This window comes from Marinomonas sp. S3726 (assembly GCF_000967665.1).
Lineage (GTDB): Bacteria > Pseudomonadota > Gammaproteobacteria > Pseudomonadales > Marinomonadaceae > Marinomonas.
Genome location: NZ_JXYC01000047.1, coordinates 91,283 through 109,837 on the forward strand (window position 1 = coordinate 91,283; position 18,555 = coordinate 109,837).

Below are 18,555 nucleotides of genomic sequence, written 5' to 3' on the forward strand. Positions count from 1 at the left end.
GTAGCTAAAAGGACATGGAGGTCTTAATGCTGCTGATGCAACTTGCATTGCTTATTTTGGGTGTTTTGTGCCCATACGAAATAAGACTCGGGTATTTTACTCATATCTTAATCTTCTGTCTCTATTTATTAGCGACTAAAAACTACAAACATCTGATTTTTATTACAATATTATTAATAAGTTTGCTGCTAACTTGGGGGCAGCAGGATACAGATCTTCGACTTAACTTGATGGATGAGTATTCTATTTCTTTTGCAGATGTGACAAGGCATTCTGAGTTTGGATATATGCTTGATGTTAGTGCTCTTTTGAAGCGCGAGTCTACTTGGTATCAAGTGTTTAGGTTTAATAGGCAAAGGTTTGTTGTTAAATTTGCTTTTAACGAAAGCTATCAGCAAATTGAACCTGTTAATAATGCTTTTAATAACTCCTCAAATGTCTCACTAAAACTTACCTCGATAGAAGCCGCTGATATTAATGGGAATTGGCTGCAAAGGCGCTTGTATCGTAATGGCTTAAGTGGAGAGCTTCATTTTCAAGTGCTTAATTGGAGTGAAGAGCAGAAGAGAGAATTCGAAGATATTAAACCGACTTTAAGAGTTAGTTTGCTTAATAAACTGGATGATTTGTATGAGTCTCTAAAAAGTTGGCCTTATATAAAGGCTTTGCTTTTTGGCGACACTCAAGCACTTAGCCAAAAACAGCGTTGGTCAATTAAGTACTTTGGCCTTATGCACTTATTTGTAGTTTCTGGACTGCATATTGGCTTTATCTATCTTATTGGTTCTACGATTTCCCGTTTATCATGGCAAATTTTACCTTCTTTTTTAATTGGTTTCTTTGGACAGAAATTGGCCTTTACATTGCTCATATTGATGCCAATAACCTTGTTTTACGCTTATTTAACTGGTTGGGGAGAGTCTGTGCAAAGGGCTGTTATTATGCTTTTTACTTGGCAAGCAATGAAATTGTTTGGTATCAAATTAGCATCATTCTACGTGTTATCAATAAGTTTATATTTAATCTTATTGATAGATCCTTTATCAATTTATTCAGTTGGTTTGTGGTTATCATTTTCTCTAGTCTATCTATTGCTCATATACTTTGAGCGGAATGCAAAGCAAACATTTCAGGCTATTCAATTGCAAGTTTTGTTAAGTTTATGTGCTACAAGCTTAATTCTGGGGTGGCAGATTTCGTTATCATCGGGTGTGATACTCATTAATCTTATTTGCTTACCAATCATTGGTATTTTTCTTTTCCCAATGGCATTTCTTGCTAGCCTATTTGACTTTATTCTTGCTGAAATTAATTTAATGATTTGGTTGGATGAATTGCTAAACTGGGTTTTGCCTAAGCTAGAGTATTTTTTAATGGACTTACCTTCTTTGTCGCTTAACAGAGACTTAGGAGTCGCTATTAAATTGGTATTATATTCGCTCTGTTTAGTTTGGGTTCTATTTAGGCATAAAGGCTATGTTTGGTTGTGTTTTCCCTTTCTTATATCTGTAATGATTTTTTCAGGAAAATTAAGTGAAGTTGGAACAGGTACTTACCAGCTTTCGAATAATACAAATATTATTGAGCTGAAGTCCGATCAGACTAATTCCTTACTTTCATCAATTTGGATAAATAATACCTCTGAAATGTCTATGTTGTGGCTGGGAGATTACTTTGATGAGCTTACTGAAAACGAGAGAGTACTAATATGGCCATTCTCGAATGGGAAGGTGTCAGCTTACTTCTTAAAAGCCTTGTCGCCTAAATGGCTAGTTCTGAATGCTCCCCCAGATTTAAAACTTACCGCACTCATGGAGGCTATGAATGTGTCTTGGCTAGTTTTGGCGGAAGGGGAGATGGTAAAATTTGAGTTTTGGCGTGGGCAATGGGTTATAAAGCATTCTAACTGTTTGATTTTTTTAATTTCAGGTCAAGAAAACAGTTGTATGCGTGTTGCCGAGCTTGAGAGTGTGTTAAATTATTCGCCAAAGCATTAAGGGAGTTTTTTGTGTTAGATTTTATTCAATCTGGCGGTTTTTTTATGTGGCCGCTTCTTGCCTGTTCTATTTTAACATTAGCTATAGTCATTGAACGTTTTTGGACCTTAAGGCGCTCAAAAATAACTCCTCATGGTATGTTGAATAACATCTTGATGATGCTGCGCGAAGATAAGTTGAACCGTGAAAATATACGTAAATTACAGCTTAGTATGGGGATGGGGTCTATTTTTGCTGCGGGTATTTTGAACTCAAAATATGGCCGCAATATTATGAAGGAAAGTATTCAGGAAGCAGCCAGCCATGTTATTCATGAATTAGAACGCTTTATGAATACATTAGGAACAATTGCGGCAATATCACCACTTCTGGGCTTACTAGGTACAGTAGTTGGTATGATTAAGGTTTTTGCTGTGTTGATGGAGCAAGGTGTTGGTGATACCGCATTGCTGGCCGGGGGGATTTCAGAGGCCTTATTAACAACCGCTGCAGGCTTAGGTGTGGCAATTCCTGCGCTTATTTTTCATCGTTTTTTTGCTCGTAGAATTGATGAGTTAGTTGTGACTATGGAGCAACAATCGACAAAATTGGTTGAAGTGATTCATGGCGACCGTGATGCTGTTTCTGCAGGAGGCAAGCGTTGAAGTTTAGACGTCAAAAAATTGATGAGGTAAATATTAATTTAACGCCTTTGATTGACGTTGTTTTCCTCTTACTTATCTTTTTTATGGTGACAACGACATTCAAGCAAACGGATGAGCTGACGATTGAGCTACCAAGCGCGCAGGCTTCACAAGTTTCTGACTCAGAAAAAAATAAAATAGAGATCTTAATTACGGCAGATGGTCAGTACACTTTAAATGGAATGACTTTAATTAATGAAAAAGCAGATACGCTTAAGCAGGGGATATTAGAAGTTTCTGAGGGAGATACACAAAGGCCGCTGATCATTACTGCAGACGCTAAAGCATCTTATGAACTCGTATTGCGCATCTATGATGCAGCAGCTCAATTAGGTTTTGCTAAGTTGGCTCATACAACAGCGAGAGAAACGCAAGAGTGAGTTTAGAAACTTTATTTAATAAAGCATGGTACGGGAAAAATAAATGGACTCAAGTATTTAGGCCTGTGTTGCCACTTGTTTCACATCTAGTTGCTAAAAAACGTCGTCAGTTCCTAGCGGATACTGATAAACGTAAGCAAGTGAATGTCCCTGTTATTGTGGTTGGTAATATCAGTGTTGGGGGGACTGGAAAGTCTCCTATGGTTCTTGCTCTAATTGAAGCGCTTAAATTAGCGGGATACTACCCAGGGATTGTATCTCGTGGTTATGGTGTTTCTGCCGCAAATCCGATTCGAGTAACACCAGAGTCTCTCGCTAATGAATGTGGTGATGAGCCTGTGATGTTAGTGCGACGCTCAAGATGTCCTATGGTCATTTGTCAGAACCGAGTCGATGCAATAAATGTCTTGCTTGAAGATAAGCGGGTCGACCTAGTAATTAGTGATGATGGTATGCAGCACTATGCTATGGCAAGAGATATTGAACTGCTTATGTTGGATGCTAAAAGAGGGCTTGGTAATGGTGCTCTTTTGCCGGTAGGGCCTTTGAGAGAACCTGCTTCAAGAGTTTTAGAGGTTGATTATGTGATTAGTCTTGTGTCTGAAAAAACTCAGCCTGATTTAGAGAGAAAGAAACAAGAAATAAGAGAGTTATTGCTTAGCTATCAGGGTATTGATAATGCAGAAATACTAGATTCTAAGTTAATCCCTGCTTCTGTCAGCCCTCAAAGCTTAGTTAATCTTAAAACGGGTCAACATGTTGCTCTAGAGGTATTAAAAAGCTTCAAACAATGCAGCTTGGTCGCTGGTATTGGTAACCCTGAACGCTTCTTAAATACCTTGTTAGAAGCGGGTTTACCTTCTGGCTATACTACAAACTGGTTTGGTGATCATCATAAATTTAGTGCAGGCGATGTTACTCAAGATAACCCCGTGGTGATGACAGAAAAAGACGCCGTAAAATGTAAAGACCTTAATTTAGATAATGAGAATGTATGGTATTTACCAATTGAGGTAGGATTGCCTGCAGAGTTTATTGAGTCACTAACTGAAAAGTTGATATCAGTTAGTAGCAAAGAATAGTTTTTAGGAAGTTGAAATGAAAAAAGCATTATTAGATATCTTAGTTTGCCCTGTAACAAAAACACCTCTAGTGATGAATGAGGCTGGTACTGAGTTAATTAGTAAAGTAGGTGGGATGGCTTATCCTATTCGCGATGGCATACCTGTCTTACTAGAAACTGAAGCAAGAACATTGACGACAGAAGAGCGTCTTGATGAATCAAAAAAATAGTACTGATAAAGTCTTGAGTGTCTTGGTGGTTTGCTTGGGGAATATATGTCGTTCTCCTGCTGCCCAAGGTATTTTAGAGGACAATATTAATAAACAAAGTTTGAATATTAATGTGGATTCAGCTGGTACGGCTGCCTATCATGTTGGGAATTCACCAGATAGGCGGTCAATTTCAACTTTGTCTTTAAGGGGGCTGGATATTAGTCAGCAACAGGCAAGACAGGTTAAGACATCTGATTTTGAATATTTTGATTGGATATTGGCAATGGATAAATCTAACTTGAAAGATCTGCAATCTAGTTGTCCTGCTTCTTTGAGTCATAAGCTTGCTTTATTTTCAAGCTTCTCTGGTGCTAATGAGGATGTCGCTGACCCCTATTATGGGGCTGATGATGGTTTTGAGCGTATGGCTGATCATTTAGAGCGATTGTCTCAGTCTTTTCTCGATAAGATTGAATCTGAATATTAAGGGGCTAAATATGACGCGTATAGTCAAGCCTGATTTCATTCAAGAAAATATCTCGCTTAAACCTCATAATAGTTTTCGTTTTGATGCCTTAGCTGCTTTTTATGCTCAAGTTTTTAATTTAGACCAACTAAAAAGCGCGATTGAATGGGCTAATTCAAATAGTATTCCTATATCTATGATAGGTGAGGGGAGCAACCTATTGCTCACCGGTGACCTTGATTCTCTTGTGTTAATTAATTGCTTAAAAGGGATTAGTTTATCTAGAACTGACGCATGTGTTGAGGTGCTTGTTTCTGCAGGCGAGAACTGGCATGAGGTGGTTACTTTTGCGATAGAGAGCGATTTATCAGGTATTGAAAATTTAGCGCTAATACCAGGTACCGCGGGTGCTGCACCAGTTCAAAATATTGGTGCTTATGGCGTAGAGATTAAAGATGCACTGTCGCGGGTCCAGGTTTTAGATAGGGCTAATGGAGAGTTACTCTGGATAGAGGCTGAAGATTGTGGTTTTGCTTACAGAGATAGTCATTTTAAAGGTAAGTGGGCTGACAAGTATTTCATTACTGCTATTTGCTTAGAGTTGAATTTAGATCATGAGGTCAAGGTATCTTATGGTGGTTTGGCTGAAGGGTTACCTTCAGAGCCGACAATAAAGCAAGTATTTGATCGAGTTTGCTCTGTGCGCTCTTCAAAATTGCCTGACCCTAAATTGATAGGTAATGCGGGAAGCTTTTTCAAAAACCCTATTGTTACGAATCTAGAATATCAACGAGTTTCTCAAGATTATCCTGACCTTGTGGCTTTCTCCTTTGAAGGAGGGTGGAAACTTGCAGCTGGTTGGATGATTGATAGGGCTGGTTGGAAAGGAGTAAGTCAGAATGGTGTTGGTGTCTATGAAAAGCAGGCCTTGTGCCTTGTTAATCATGATGCTCAAAAAGCGGATGCTTTATTAAAACTCGAGCAAGAGATTAAATTAGATATTAAACAAAAATTTGGTGTTGTACTGGAGCGTGAACCTGTACAGCTTGGTAAGATGCCATTAATTTAATATGGCATCTACACATGTTCAGCTTAAGGTTGGTGTTTTAGATTCAGGTGCTGGAGGTTTGACTGTTTTGTCGGCCTTACTTAAATCGAATCATAAATATGAATATCACTATTTTGCTGATGATGCGTTTGCGCCTTACGGTAATTTGACTATTGACCGTATGCGTACAAGGTTAGAAAAAGTCTGCCGTTTTATGATTAAGTCAGGTGTAAATGTCTTAGTTATTGCTTGTAACACTGCCACCTTATCTGCTATCTCCTATATTCGAAACCTCCCTTGTGTTGTAGATAATAAAATAATTGTTGTCGGTGTGGAGCCTGCAGTAAAGCCTGCCAGCTTAATGTTAGAATCTGGTGTTGTAAGTGTGTTAGCGACACCTGTTTCATGTGATAGTCATCGCCTTAGAGTTCTAATTCAAAATAACCTTCGAATAGAAAAGTCTAACTCCGATGCTTTTGTTAAATATCATTGTATTGCGAGCCATATCTTGGCGAAAGCCATAGATGGGTTGCCGAATAGTCAGCAAGTTGTTGAACAAGAATTGCTTCGAATTAAAGATATCTTGGTATCAATGAATTCAAAAGTGCTTGTGCTTGCCTGCACACATTACCCTCTGATTATGCCTATGTTTGAGTCATTACTTGGCCCATCTATAAGTATTGTTGAGCCTAGTCAGGCAGTTGCTGATAGGGTGCTTGCTCGTATAGAGCAAGAGCTAGATTTGGAAGAAGCTATAGAGTCTCAACAAAACCTATATTTGTATTCAAGTGCAAGAAAAGCGGATGTGGTTAGATTATATAGCTGGTTAGAGGACTTGTTGGGGCAGGCTCGAATGGCTAAATGGGTAGTGTTTAATAAAGCCAATTGCATCCAAGATTAATCGTTGTTTTACATCGATTAATCTTGGGTGTTTTGACTAACTGAGGCTTTGATTTGCTTTTTCAAGCGCTTCTTTTCGGGAGTCTACAAAGGCATCTTCAGGCAGTAATGCAGGGATATTAAGTTTTTCTAGTCGGTCAATTGCTTGTCCGTTGGGGCAAAAAATAAACACTTTGCAGCCAGATTCAACGGCATCTTTTATTGCGTTCTCAAGTGCTAGCCCAACAGTTAAATCCATCATAGGGACAGCACTTAAGTCCAATACCATGGCTTGATATTCTTTAACCGTATTGTGGTGTTTGGCAATTGTTTTGCTAACCCCAAAAATCATAGGGCCAGATAGGTAGAAGAATAAAATTTTACCATCGGCTTTATCGAGTAGTTCAGTCTCTTCTGTGGTGAGTGGTGTGTCATCATCCGCGTCGCTGATGGCTTTAATATTTCCTGATTGTAAGCGGCTTAATTTCTCAATTGTGAGGATGTTTGCGATAAATACACCGATACCAACAGCAACCATCAGGTCCACAAAAACGGTTAGTAGCATTACGCCATACATTATAATGGTGGGGGACCATGCGACTTTATGGGCTCTTTGTAGGAAGCTCCAATCTAAAATATTAATACCGACATAGAGGGCGATGCCTGCAAGTACAGCCATTGGTATAGATGCTGTTAAGTCTGCAGCCCACATTACGACTAAAAATAGAATGAAAGCTCTTACTATGCCTGAGACAGGTGATCTGGCGCCAGACTGAACATTTACAACAGTTCCCATTGTTGCGCCTGCGCCAGGCAAGCCGCCTAGAAAGCCTGAAATTAGATTAGCTATCCCTTGTCCAACAAGCTCCTTGTTAGAGTCGTGCTCCTTTCGCGTCAAACTATCGGCAATAACGGCGGTGAGTAAAGTATCAATACAGCCAAGTGTACCTAGCACTAAGGCGTTAATTACCATATTTCCCATCATATCAAAGGTAAAGGTTGGCCAGTGTAAACTAGGAAGGCCTGATGGGATTTCACCAATACGTCTTATGCTGTCTTGATCAAAAATAATGATTGAAACAAGTGTAATGCTGACCAGGGCAAGTAGTTGAGGTGGTACGTATTTTTGCCACTTTTTCGGCATGTAATATAAAACGGCTAACGTCATTAATCCTAAAAATAGCTCGCCAAAATCCATGTTCATCACAAGGTCTGGTAGAGCAGATAATGTACCAGGTACACCGCCTGGAGGGCTTGTTTGCCCTAAAAAGGGGGCTATTTGTAATATGATGAGGATGATACCAATTCCGGACATAAAGCCTGAAATGACGCTATATGGCATCAGGGTAATGTATTTTCCTAGCTTTAACTTACCAAGGGTGATTTGGAAGAGTCCGGCAAGCATGACGACAGTAAATGCCATCGCGAGGCCTTGTTCCGGGTGGGCGGCCATCATGGTAGTGAGCACCGCTGTCATTACAACTGTCATAGGGCCAGTTGGTTCAGAAATAAGTGATGTTGAGCCACCAAAAACTGATGCGAAGAAGCCAACAAGTATCGCTCCCCAAAGGCCAGTTTCAGCCCCAGCGCCTGAGGCAACACCAAAGGCAAGTGCAAGAGGTAGGGAGACAATGGCTGTAGTTAGTCCACCAAAAAGGTCACCAACAAAATGAAAATCTTTAAATCGAGAATCACCAAAAAACATAGATAATCCAGTAACAGGTTAAACGTATAAATTTTTATTATAAAACAATGTAATAACTAATATGTAGTGGCACTTGGCTTGAATCAAAGTCTAAGATCCAAGTTTTTATTTTATGGTGTAATTTATGCCTTGTTTAAACTAACGTTTTTCTTTTTTGAATGCAAAAGAGCCCGCGATTAGCGGGCTCTTTTAACCTTAAGAATAGATATTATTCTGACAGGTTAGCTGTTTCAGTAGTAGTTTCTGCTACTGGTTCTTGCTTTGTTGCTCGTGGGTCATTTTTTACACGAGTTTCGCTGCGAGTGCGACGAGGTTTAGCTTCAGCATTGCGTTTCGCTCTTTCTGCTTTTTGCTTTTCTTGCTGGTCTATAACCGCTTGAGGTAGCTCAACAGCTGCTTTAGGTGCTTCAGTTTTAATTGTTGGCTTACCACGAGCACGTCTTGGTGCACGCTTTTTAGCTGGTGTTACTTCTTTAGTTTCAGTTGCTAGGCCAGATTTAGTCTCTGGTTTAGCTTCTTCTGTTACTTCAGGGGTTTCTTCAGCGTTAACTTCTGGTTTGGCTTCTTCTGTGACTTCAGGAGCTGCTTCGGTTTTAACTTCTAGTTTAGCTTCTTCTGTCGCTTCAGTAACCGCTTCGGCTTTAACCTTAACTTCTGGATCAGCTTCTGGCTCAGCTTTTGGTGCTACCTCAGACGTTGTTTCCACTTCAAATTCAGAAATAACTTCGGTTTTAACTTCTGACTCAACTTTAGGTGTTACCTCAGGAGTTGTTTCAACTTTAACTTCAGGAGCTGCTTCAACTTTAACTTCAGGAGTTGCTTCAACCTTAACTTCTGGCTCGGATTCAGTTGTTACCTCAGGAGTAGCTTCTGCTTTAACTTCAGTTTCAACTGCTGGTGTTGCTTCAGTTTGAGTTTCTGGTGCAGTTTCATGTTTAGCTTCAGGAGTAGATTTTGGTGCTACTTCTGCTTTAGCTTCTACTGCGACTTCTATCACTTCTGCTGGAGCTGTATCAGGAGTTACTTCAGTTTTAGCCTCAACTATAGCATCTGCTTTTACTTCAGTTGCTTGAGCTTCTTCTTTTACCTGGTCGCGATTGCGATTCTGGCCGCCACGACGAGTGCGTCGACTAGGGTTACGTTTTTCACGTGTACCATCTTTGCTCTCTGTAGCTGCTTTACTGGCTTTTTCTGCTGCTTCCTCTGTCGCTTGCTGCTGTGCTTTAGCAGCTATAGCTTCTTCGTTAGCTTTGTTCGCTTCTTCTTTAAGTTTGCCATTGCGGCGTTTGTTTTGATTACGCTCGCGTTTGCGCTCTTTCACTTCAGGGATAACTTTCTCTTTACGTTGAGGGCGCTTGCTTTGCGTCTCTTCGTTGTTAGCTTTGTTGTCCTGCTGATCATTACGAGCATTTTTATGGCGATTAGATGATTTAGCTTCAGCCTGCTCTCTACGGCTTTGTCTTGTAGATTGCTGTTTATCATTGTCGCGCTCATCAGAATGCGCTTGCTTTACGTTGCGGTTGTTGCCGCGGGTGTTTCTGTTTTTGCTGTTCTTGTTGTTACGTGTGTTTGGCTTTTTGTTAGTAGGTTTGCTTTCTACTACTGGTTTCGTTTCTTGTGTTTCTTCCACGCCAAAAATAGCATTTAGAATGCGTTTAAAGAAACCAACAGGTTGAGCCTTAGCTGGTGCTTTCTTAACATCCGTTGGAGCGGGTGCAGGAGCTGCCGGTGCTATGCTTGTTACGGCCGCTTTCTGGCGCGTTTCTTGGTCAGGTTGGCGTGGCTCGTAAGGAGGTTGTTCAGGTGTTTCTACTAAGGTGTAGCTGTTTTCGTTTTGCACAACAGATGAGCTGTCATCACGAATACGTTCAACTTCAAAGTGTGGTGTATCCATATGTGGATTTGGCACTAAGATAATGTGTACATGATTGCGTTTTTCAATTTTCGCAATATTGGTGCGCTTCTCGTTTAATAAGAAAGTAGCAACCGAAACTGGAAGTACGGCACGAATTTGAGCCGTTCTTTCTTTGGCGCATTCTTCTTCGATCAAACGAAGAACAGAAAGGGCAAGTGACTCAACGTCACGGATGAAGCCTTGACCATTACAGCGAGGGCAAACAATGCCGCTTGTTTCACCAAGAGATGGGCGCAAACGCTGACGTGACATTTCAAGTAAACCAAAGCGAGAAATACGACCGAGTTGAACGCGTGCCCGGTCAGCTTCAAGTGCGTCTTTCATGCGGTTTTCGACTTCTTTTTGGTTACGCACAGGTGTCATATCGATAAAGTCAATGACAACTAATCCGCCGATGTCACGCAGGCGTAATTGGCGTGCAATTTCGTCAGCCGCTTCAAGGTTTGTTTGAAGTGCTGTTTCCTCTATATCGCCGCCTTTAGTGGCACGAGCGGAGTTGATGTCGATAGACACTAATGCTTCAGTTGGGTCGATTACAATCGAGCCACCTGATGGTAGACGAACTTCGCGTTGAAACGCTGTTTCGATTTGGCTTTCAATTTGAAAGCGATTAAATAGCGGGGTTTGATCTGTATATAGCTTAATGCGTGACTTGAAATGAGGCATAACCTGCATAACAAAGTTCATGGCATCTTGGAAAACAGATTTTTCATCAATCAGAACTTCGCCAATGTCTTCGCGTAAGTAATCGCGAATAGCGCGAATGACTATGTTGCTTTCTTGGTAAATTAGGAAAGGGGCAGGCTTTTCAGAAGCTGCACCAGTGATAGAATTCCAAAGAGTGTTTAAGTAATCCAAATCCCATTGAAGCTCTTCTGTGCTACGACCAACGCCAGCAGTCCTAACAATAAGGCCGCCATTATCAGGCATATTTAGGCCAGACATAGCTTCTTTAAGTTGTGTTCTATCGTCGCCATCAATACGGCGAGAAATACCACCTGCGCGAGGGTTGTTTGGCATTAATACCAAATAACGACCAGCAAGGCTGACAAAAGTTGTTAGTGCTGCGCCTTTGTTTCCACGCTCTTCTTTGTCTACTTGTACAACAACTTCTTGGCCTTCAGATAGTACATCTTTGATATTGATGCGGCCTTCACCGTGATTAGGCTTTTTAGAGAAGTAGGTTTTTGAGATTTCTTTGAGAGGTAAAAAACCGTGGCGGTCAGCACCGTAATCAACAAAAGCGGCTTCTAAACTTGGCTCGATTCGTGTGATGCGACCCTTGTAAATATTAGCTTTAGTTTGTTCACGAGAACCAGATTCAATGTCAAGATCGTACAGACGTTGGCCGTCAACTAAGGCCACGCGCAACTCTTCTTGTTGAGTTGCGTTAATTAGCATTCTTATCATTTATAAAACTCTGTATTGCTGAGTTAGAAAGCCAATTCCTCGTGCAGTGCTATGTCATGGTTGTTACACAACGCGTATTTAGTTGATCTTTTCTGTCTTTCATTTAGGCGCATAGAGGGTGCTTTTTACGTCCATTTTCCGCATACATATTCACGGGCTCTACTGGAGCGATTGAGTGCATTCATTGCCGTCATTCATAACAAAATCAATACTTATCAATGTTCTTCTGCATATGAGCATAAGACCTGTTGATAAGTGTAAAAAATAGACACTTTCTACACTTGGAAGAGGAAATTTCCAAATCAAGTGGTTAAATTATTTAAGCTTATCTTTTACAGAGGTAAGATATAAACTGAAGTGTCGCTTCAGTAGGAGCTCTTTTTGGGGTTCTTTTTTAACTTCGAGGCGTTTTGTTTGCCTCTTACCCTCTGCGCATGTGAATATATCAGTAAAAACTAAGTGCTTCAATTATAAAGGAAACCATTCTTCAGTTATGTCAGATACGAAGAGTAATGAAAATGACCGTCCAAAGGTCAAAATTAATACAATCGATGAAAATAATCATGATCAAAGAATCGATAATTATTTAATGGCCCAGCTAAAAGGGGTGCCGAAAGGGCGTATCTATAACTTGTTAAGAAAAGGTGAAATACGTGTGAATAAAAAGCGGGTTAAGCCTGATACCCGAATTTATTCTGGCGATATTGTGAGGATAGCGCCTATTGTTGTTGAGCCACCTAAAGAGGCCTCAGCAGTTCCTCAGAAATTAATGCAAATAATTGAGTCTCGTATCGTGTATGAAGATGCAGGTTTGATTGTAGTAAATAAACCTTCTGGTTTAGCTGTTCATGGTGGTAGTGGCTTAAACTTTGGTTTGGTAGAAGTGGTTAGACAGCTAAGACCGAAAGAGAAAAGTATAGAGCTAGTGCATAGATTAGACAGAGATACATCTGGGTTAATTATGATTTCTAAGAAACGCTCTGTACTTAAGCAACTTCACGCTGCGCTGCGTGAAAAAGAAGGCGTTCAAAAAACCTATCAAGCTTTGGTTTATGGTTCTTGGCCTAAGCGTAAGTTGCAAGTTAATGCACCGTTGTTAAAAAATGAGCTTAAATCTGGTGAGCGTATAGTAAAGGTGCATACGGACGGTAAAGAAAGTCTGACTCGATTTAAATTACTGCGTCAATTCGAAGGGTACAGTTTGGTTGAATGTGAGCCGGTAACAGGGCGAACTCATCAAATACGAGTACATACCTTGCATGCAGGTTATCCAATAGTCGGTGACGACAAATATTCACCATCAGAGCAAAATAAAGAGGCGAAAGCGCTTGGGTTTAAACGATTGTGTCTTCATGCTGCTAAGTTAGACATTATGCTTAATGATCAGCGTATTTTGGTTGAAGCGCCGATTGATGATGAGTGGCGTAATGCAATGAATCAAAATCTAACGGGTATTTATTAATAAATATTTAACACGTTATAAAAAAAGACCGCGCTATAAAAATGAGTGCGGTCTTTTTGATTGGGGAGCTAAGCTTTTGGAATCATAATGCAAGCTTCGCCTTTGATAACAACAGTATCACCGCATAAGCATTCGGTTTTTAGTGTTACACGGCGACGACGTTCGTCTTTTTCAAGAACTGTGATGCGTGTCACAACTTCTGCTCCGACAAAAACAGGAGCGCGAAATTTAAGTGCCTGTTCTAAATAAATGCTACCAGGCCCAGGAAGTTCGGATGCAATGGCAGCAGAAATTAGGCCAGCACCCAGCATTCCGTGTGCAATTGGCTTTTCGAATTGTGTTGTTGCTGCGAATTCAGCATCAAGATGAACTGGATTGTGATCACCTGTTAAATCTGCAAATGCTTGAACATCTTCAGGTGACACTACTTTAGTCACTTCGACACTTTGTCCTACCGTGATTTCTTCTAGGGTATAACCTTGGCTCATGTGAGACTCCATTTTTGTCTACCATAATAACTATATGGTGAATAATAAATTGTCAGAAATTGCGTCTGTGCATCTTCTTGATGTATCGAAATAAATTCTATCGGAAATGATGCTGTAAGTGGATAATTTATAGATAAATCCTATCTTGTTTCTTGTTATTTAGAGTATTTGTCGAACTGATAAGTGTTTTGTGAGTCTGTATAGGAGGATTCACTCTTTAATGCTTGATATTTTTATGAGTGACCGCATATTCAAAAAGATATTGAATTTTAAATGCGATTGATAATTTATAGGGTGAAATTAGGTTATGGCTTGGACGGAAGATGAAGATAAGGCAATGAAAGCCCATAATAAAGAGCAAGCTGATCAAGTAGATGAATCAAGTCGAACGTCGTTGCAGGATGAAAAAAAGGCGGAAGAGAGTGTTCAAGTTTCATCATCTAAAGACGGTGATAATAAAAGTACGGAAAAACTTTGGCAATTATTAGAAAGTACACTAAAAGAAAGTCTAGTTGAGAAGCGTCGTGCGAGACGCTGGAAGATTTTTTTTAGAAGTTTAACTTTTTCAGTGATTATTGCGATTTTTGTTGTGGCTATGAGTGAAGCTGATATTTCAGAGTTAGATGTTCAAGCTAATTATGTTGCTGTGATTCCAATGGAAGGGCAGATTGGTGTAGGGCAACCTATTGATGCAAGTATCGTATTGCCATTAATAGATGATGCTTATGCAAAGCCGGGTATTAAAGCTTTAGTATTAAAAATGAATAGTCCAGGAGGGAGCCCAGTTCACTCCGGTATTATTTATGATGCGATTCAGCTTAAACGTAAGCAGTATCCTAATGTACCAACTTATGTTGTTGTGGAAGACCTTGCTGCGTCTGGTGGTTATTACATTGCTTCTGCTGCTGATCAAATATATGCAGATAAAGCAAGTTTGGTCGGATCTATTGGTGTTATCTCAGCCGGTTTTGAGGCAACAGAGTTGTTGAAGAAAATTGGTGTTGAAAGACGTGTATTTACTGCGGGTGAAAATAAAGCTTTCTTAGATCCTTTTTTACCTATGGCACAATCTTCAATTGATAAATGGCAGGCCGTTTTAGATGAGACTCATGGGCAATTTATTAATGCCGTGAAAGAAGGCCGAGGTGACAGGCTTAAAGAGTCTTCAGACCTATTTACAGGAGCTGTGTTTACTGGTGCTCAAGCGGTTGACCTAGGTTTGGTTGATGGACTTACAAGTTTCTATCAGCTATTAAATACTGAGTATAAAGGGGTGGACGTTTTATATTTCACTGAAGATAAAGAACCATGGGAAGATATTGTTAAGTCCTTTGGCGTCAGTGTCGCGAATACTTTCTTAGACTCTATGCGTCTACAATGATGATGTTTGGCTCTAGGCTATATGCTTAGAGCCAAATACCACCTTGTTTGCTTGTCTCTATTCCTACTACTTATTAGTTGGCTTGGTTTGTTAAAGGGTTAAGCCCAAAATTGCTAAGGGATTTACTTACTTTAATTAATGGCAGTCCTATTAATGAATTTGGGTCATCACCTTCCATTTTTTCAAATAGAGCCACACCTAAACCTTCGCACTTAAAGCTACCTGCGCAGTCTAGAGGTTGCTCTGCGTCAACATAGCCTTCAATTTCTACTAAATTTAACTTCCTAAAATAAACGCTATATACGCTTGTTGAGAGATCAGCTTGTTTAGTTTTGCTATCAGTAACGCAAAGGCTTGTTAAGAACTCTACTTTTTTGCCGCTAAAAAGACTGAGCTGCTTAATTGCGTTATCTCTTGTTAAAGGTTTACCAAGAATTTGTCCGTCTAAACAGGCAACTTGGTCAGAAGTGATTATGATGCTTTCCTGAGTGTTTGGGATTTGCTCAAAAATAGCCTTAGCTTTTTCCTTTGCTAATCTTTCAACTAATGCCTTTGGCGCTTCTTTTTCTAAAGGGGCTTCATCTATATCGGGACTGATGCACTCAAATGGGAGATTTAATCTTTCTAAGAGTGCTTTTCGGTAGCGTGAAGAGGAGCCTAAAATGAGTCTTTTTTGCACTGTTTATCCTAATAAAAATGAAAAACACGATTGATTTTAAAACTTTTTTAAGAAAGTTGAGGAAAAGTGTATAAAAACTGCTTCAAATAGCAATCAAACTTTGACAACTAGCATGCATATCCATATCATTTGCCGCCATGTTGAATAGCTCATTACCCATATATATAGACCCTCGCAAGTATGCCAATCACGAAATGGCACTTGAAGGACAAATTTCCCTTAACCAGCTTAAGGAGCTTTGTGCTGCCTTGGCGTCTGATGTTGGTGAAGTGACTGTTCATCTGAACTTTAAAGTTGATGAAGATAGGCGCTACATCGCGACAGGCAATCTTAAATCCCAGGTTCAACTCATCTGTCAAAGATGTATGGAACCGACCCCATATGATGTAGATATAGAATTGGCTTTGGCATTCGTTTATGACGAAGACCATGCGAAGAATATACCTGATGAATATGATCCAGTTGTAATGACTGAGGGTGAGATTGTTTTAGCCAAAATGATAGAAGAAGAGTTACTTCTGGCGCTACCAGTAGTTGCTTATCATGATCAAAGTGGTTGCAACCCAATAGCTTTAAAGTATGCATCGTCTACCGATGACGCCCCGGATGACGAAGAAAATCCGAATCCATTTAGTATATTGGCCCAATTAAAGGCCAAAAGTTAGGAGCTCCAAAATGGCAGTACAAAAAAGTAAAGTGACTCGTTCACGTCGCGGCCAACGCCGTTCTCATGATGCATTGACTGGTGCAGCTTTATCTGTAGAACAAGCTACAGGTGAAACTCATCGTCGTCACCACATCTCTGCAGACGGTTTTTACCGTGGTCGTCAAGTTATTACACCAAAAGGTGAGTAACTAGATACCCGTATGATTAGGGTAGCTATTGACGCTATGGGCGGGGACTTAGGTCCCTGCATTGCATTTGAATGTGCAAATAACCTCCTTTCAAAATACTCTGATATTGAGATTCAGCTCTATTATCATGAGTCTAGCTCTTGTAAAAACAACTCAACGAACCTATATCTATCAAAGTTCACCAAAGATGCATCATCACGTTTAATTTTAGTTAATTGTCTTGATTATTATCGTGTGGATGAAGAGTTAGAGCGAAGTTTATTTAAACGAAAAGACGCTAGCTTATATCAAGCTTTATTAAGTATGAAGCAAGGTCGAAGTGATGTAGTGGTGACCTGTGGTAATACAGGGGTTATGGTTGCTTTAGCGCGTTATTTATTGGGATTGATTAGGCCTAAGTTATATCCGGCTTTGATGAGAGAACTTAGTGTTAAGCCATTGCGTTGTCTTGTAGATCTTGGTGCTAATGTGCATTGCCCGGCAAGCATGCTGTGCGGTTTTGCCGAACTTGGCTCGGCCTATGTTGAAGAAATGGGCAAAGAGAAAGCGAAAGTCGGTTTGCTCAATGTTGGTGTTGAAGCAAGTAAAGGTAGCAACATAGTAAAACAGGTGGATAATTTACTTTCTAAAAGAGAGTGGCCGAACTACCTTGGATACGCTGAAGGGCATGAGCTTTTTACTGGCGATAAAAATGTCATAGTGTGTGATGGTATGGTGGGGAATGCTGTATTAAAAGCGTCAGAAGGTTTGTTGCACTTTTTGATGGGAAAAACAGCGCAATTGAAGGATTCGAATCAAGTACTTGAGTCTTTTTACCAAAGTGAGCGAAGGCATGGGGCTTGTCTCGTGGGAGTTCGTGGCAATTTGGTAAAAAGTCATGGGGATTCAGATGTGCCTGCCATGATAGGGGCGGTTGAATACGGAATTGATATAGCGCGAACTCAACTATCTAAAAAAATTGAGGCGCGATTGACTAGAGAGGAAATCGAATGAAAAACGAATTAGCTTTTGTCTTTCCAGGACAAGGTTCTCAGCAATTGGGTATGTTGGCAGATCTTGCAGAAACTCATAGTGTCATTGAAGAAACATTTGCTGAAGCATCTGAGGTACTAGGTTACGACCTTTGGGCACTTGTACAAAATGATGCTGATAAATTGAATCAGACAGATAAAACTCAACCAGCCTTGCTAACAGCAAGTGTTGCTTTGTGGCGTTTGTGGCAACAACAAGGTGGTGCGCAACCAGCTTATGTTGCAGGTCATAGTTTGGGTGAGTATTCAGCTTTAGTATGTGCAGGTGTAATGGCATTTGCTGATGCAGTAAACCTAGTTCGTTTACGTGGTGAATACATGCAGCAAGCGGTTCCTGCAGGTGAAGGTGCAATGGCTGCAATTATTGGTCTTGCTGACGATCAAGTCGTTGCAGCATGTGAAGGTATTGAGGGCGTTGTTAGTGCGGTTAATTTCAATTCACCTGGCCAAGTTGTGATTGCAGGGCATGTGGCTCCAGTAGAGGCTGCAATGGCTGCAGCAAAAGAAGCGGGAGCTAAGCGAGCTTTGCCACTACCAGTGAGTGTCCCTTCTCACTGTGAATTGATGATTCCGGCAGGCGAAAAACTTGCACTTGATTTAGAAAAAATTGAATTTAATGCACCTAATTGCACTTTGATTCAGAACGTTACAGCAAAAGCAGAGTCTGATCCTGCTAAATTGAAAGCGAATCTTTTAGCGCAATTAAGTGAGCCAGTTCTATGGACTCAAACTGTGGCTTTATTGTCTGACTTAGGCGTTACAGAGACATTAGAGTGCGGTCCAGGAAAAGTATTGTCAGGCCTTAATAAGCGTATTGTTAAAGGCCTAAGTGCGGCAACAATTGCTGACCTTGCCAGCTTTGACGCAGCAATTTCAAAAAATTAATAATTGCTATTTTGAG

The 18,555-nt window shown here is 40.3% G+C and carries 18 protein-coding genes; 14 read left to right on the forward strand and 4 right to left on the reverse strand.

The features are described from left to right. Positions 1-26 precede the first annotated feature (26 nt). Genes TW85_RS24525 through TW85_RS25785 form a run of 8 tightly spaced genes read left to right on the forward strand, consistent with a single transcriptional unit; the run spans position 27 to position 6,750 of the window. A complete protein-coding gene (locus TW85_RS24525; protein WP_046019770.1) occupies positions 27-1,997 on the forward strand; it encodes a ComEC/Rec2 family competence protein in 1,971 nt (656 codons plus the stop codon). Between the two features lie 11 nt (positions 1,998-2,008). Further along, the gene (locus TW85_RS24530; RefSeq protein ID WP_046019771.1) at positions 2,009-2,641 is read left to right on the forward strand and encodes a MotA/TolQ/ExbB proton channel family protein; all 633 of its coding nucleotides are present in this window, start codon (positions 2,009-2,011) and stop codon (positions 2,639-2,641) included. Next, the gene (locus TW85_RS24535) at positions 2,638-3,060 is read left to right on the forward strand and encodes a biopolymer transporter ExbD (RefSeq protein WP_046019772.1); all 423 of its coding nucleotides are present in this window, start codon (positions 2,638-2,640) and stop codon (positions 3,058-3,060) included. The genes TW85_RS24530 and TW85_RS24535 overlap by 4 nt, the downstream gene beginning before the upstream one ends. Beyond that, positions 3,057-4,142, forward strand: coding sequence for a tetraacyldisaccharide 4'-kinase (gene lpxK, locus TW85_RS24540; RefSeq protein ID WP_046019773.1), 1,086 nt, complete (start codon positions 3,057-3,059; stop codon positions 4,140-4,142). The genes TW85_RS24535 and lpxK overlap by 4 nt, the downstream gene beginning before the upstream one ends. A gap of 16 nt (positions 4,143-4,158) precedes the next feature. Continuing rightward, positions 4,159-4,353: a Trm112 family protein gene (locus tag TW85_RS24545; protein WP_046019774.1), complete on the forward strand. Its 195-nt coding sequence runs from the start codon at positions 4,159-4,161 to the stop codon at positions 4,351-4,353. After that, a complete protein-coding gene (locus TW85_RS24550) occupies positions 4,337-4,822 on the forward strand; it encodes a low molecular weight protein-tyrosine-phosphatase (protein WP_046019775.1) in 486 nt (161 codons plus the stop codon). Before TW85_RS24545 ends, TW85_RS24550 begins: the two co-directional genes overlap by 17 nt. A gap of 10 nt (positions 4,823-4,832) precedes the next feature. After that, positions 4,833-5,870 (forward strand): UDP-N-acetylmuramate dehydrogenase, encoded by a 1,038-nt coding sequence (gene murB, locus TW85_RS24555; RefSeq protein WP_046019776.1) that lies wholly within the window; start codon positions 4,833-4,835, stop codon positions 5,868-5,870. 1 nt (position 5,871) lies between these two features. After that, complete coding sequence (locus TW85_RS25785) at positions 5,872-6,750, forward strand: aspartate/glutamate racemase family protein (protein WP_052702406.1); 879 nt, start codon at positions 5,872-5,874, stop codon at positions 6,748-6,750. A gap of 36 nt (positions 6,751-6,786) precedes the next feature. Here TW85_RS25785 and TW85_RS24565 read toward each other — a convergent pair whose 3' ends face one another. After that, entirely contained in the window at positions 6,787-8,433 is a 1,647-nt protein-coding gene (locus tag TW85_RS24565; protein ID WP_046019777.1) for a SulP family inorganic anion transporter, read from the reverse strand. Positions 8,434-8,641: 208 nt separating this feature from the next. Further along, positions 8,642-11,749 (reverse strand): ribonuclease E, encoded by a 3,108-nt coding sequence (rne, locus tag TW85_RS24570; protein ID WP_084616495.1) that lies wholly within the window; start codon positions 11,747-11,749, stop codon positions 8,642-8,644. Positions 11,750-12,251: 502 nt separating this feature from the next. Here rne and TW85_RS24575 point away from each other — a divergent pair. Next, on the forward strand, positions 12,252-13,220 hold the full coding sequence (locus TW85_RS24575; RefSeq protein WP_052702407.1) for an RluA family pseudouridine synthase: 969 nt from the start codon (positions 12,252-12,254) through the stop codon (positions 13,218-13,220). Between the two features lie 68 nt (positions 13,221-13,288). Here the strand turns inward: TW85_RS24575 and TW85_RS24580 are convergent, their stop codons facing one another. Further along, positions 13,289-13,708 carry a MaoC family dehydratase gene (locus TW85_RS24580; protein ID WP_046019779.1) on the reverse strand — a complete coding sequence of 140 codons (420 nt, stop codon included), beginning with the start codon at positions 13,706-13,708 and terminating at the stop codon, positions 13,289-13,291. Positions 13,709-14,015: 307 nt separating this feature from the next. Between TW85_RS24580 and TW85_RS24585 the strand changes: the two genes are divergently transcribed. After that, positions 14,016-15,089, forward strand: coding sequence for a S49 family peptidase (locus tag TW85_RS24585; protein ID WP_052702408.1), 1,074 nt, complete (start codon positions 14,016-14,018; stop codon positions 15,087-15,089). A 73-nt stretch (positions 15,090-15,162) separates the two neighbouring features. Here TW85_RS24585 and TW85_RS24590 read toward each other — a convergent pair whose 3' ends face one another. Then, positions 15,163-15,768, reverse strand: coding sequence for a Maf family nucleotide pyrophosphatase (locus tag TW85_RS24590; RefSeq protein WP_046019780.1), 606 nt, complete (start codon positions 15,766-15,768; stop codon positions 15,163-15,165). 194 nt (positions 15,769-15,962) lie between these two features. Here TW85_RS24590 and TW85_RS24595 point away from each other — a divergent pair, with 194 nt between their 5' ends. Genes TW85_RS24595 through fabD form a run of 4 tightly spaced genes read left to right on the forward strand, consistent with a single transcriptional unit; the run spans position 15,963 to position 18,539 of the window. Continuing rightward, positions 15,963-16,433, forward strand: a complete 471-nt coding sequence (locus tag TW85_RS24595) for a YceD family protein (protein WP_231870419.1) — start codon at positions 15,963-15,965, stop codon at positions 16,431-16,433. 10 nt (positions 16,434-16,443) lie between these two features. Further along, positions 16,444-16,623 carry a 50S ribosomal protein L32 gene (rpmF, locus tag TW85_RS24600; RefSeq protein ID WP_009831529.1) on the forward strand — a complete coding sequence of 60 codons (180 nt, stop codon included), beginning with the start codon at positions 16,444-16,446 and terminating at the stop codon, positions 16,621-16,623. Between the two features lie 12 nt (positions 16,624-16,635). Beyond that, a complete protein-coding gene (locus tag TW85_RS24605) occupies positions 16,636-17,616 on the forward strand; it encodes a fatty acid synthesis protein (RefSeq protein ID WP_046019782.1) in 981 nt (326 codons plus the stop codon). Continuing rightward, positions 17,613-18,539: an ACP S-malonyltransferase gene (gene fabD, locus TW85_RS24610; RefSeq protein ID WP_046019783.1), complete on the forward strand. Its 927-nt coding sequence runs from the start codon at positions 17,613-17,615 to the stop codon at positions 18,537-18,539. Before TW85_RS24605 ends, fabD begins: the two co-directional genes overlap by 4 nt. Positions 18,540-18,555: the final 16 nt, after the last annotated feature.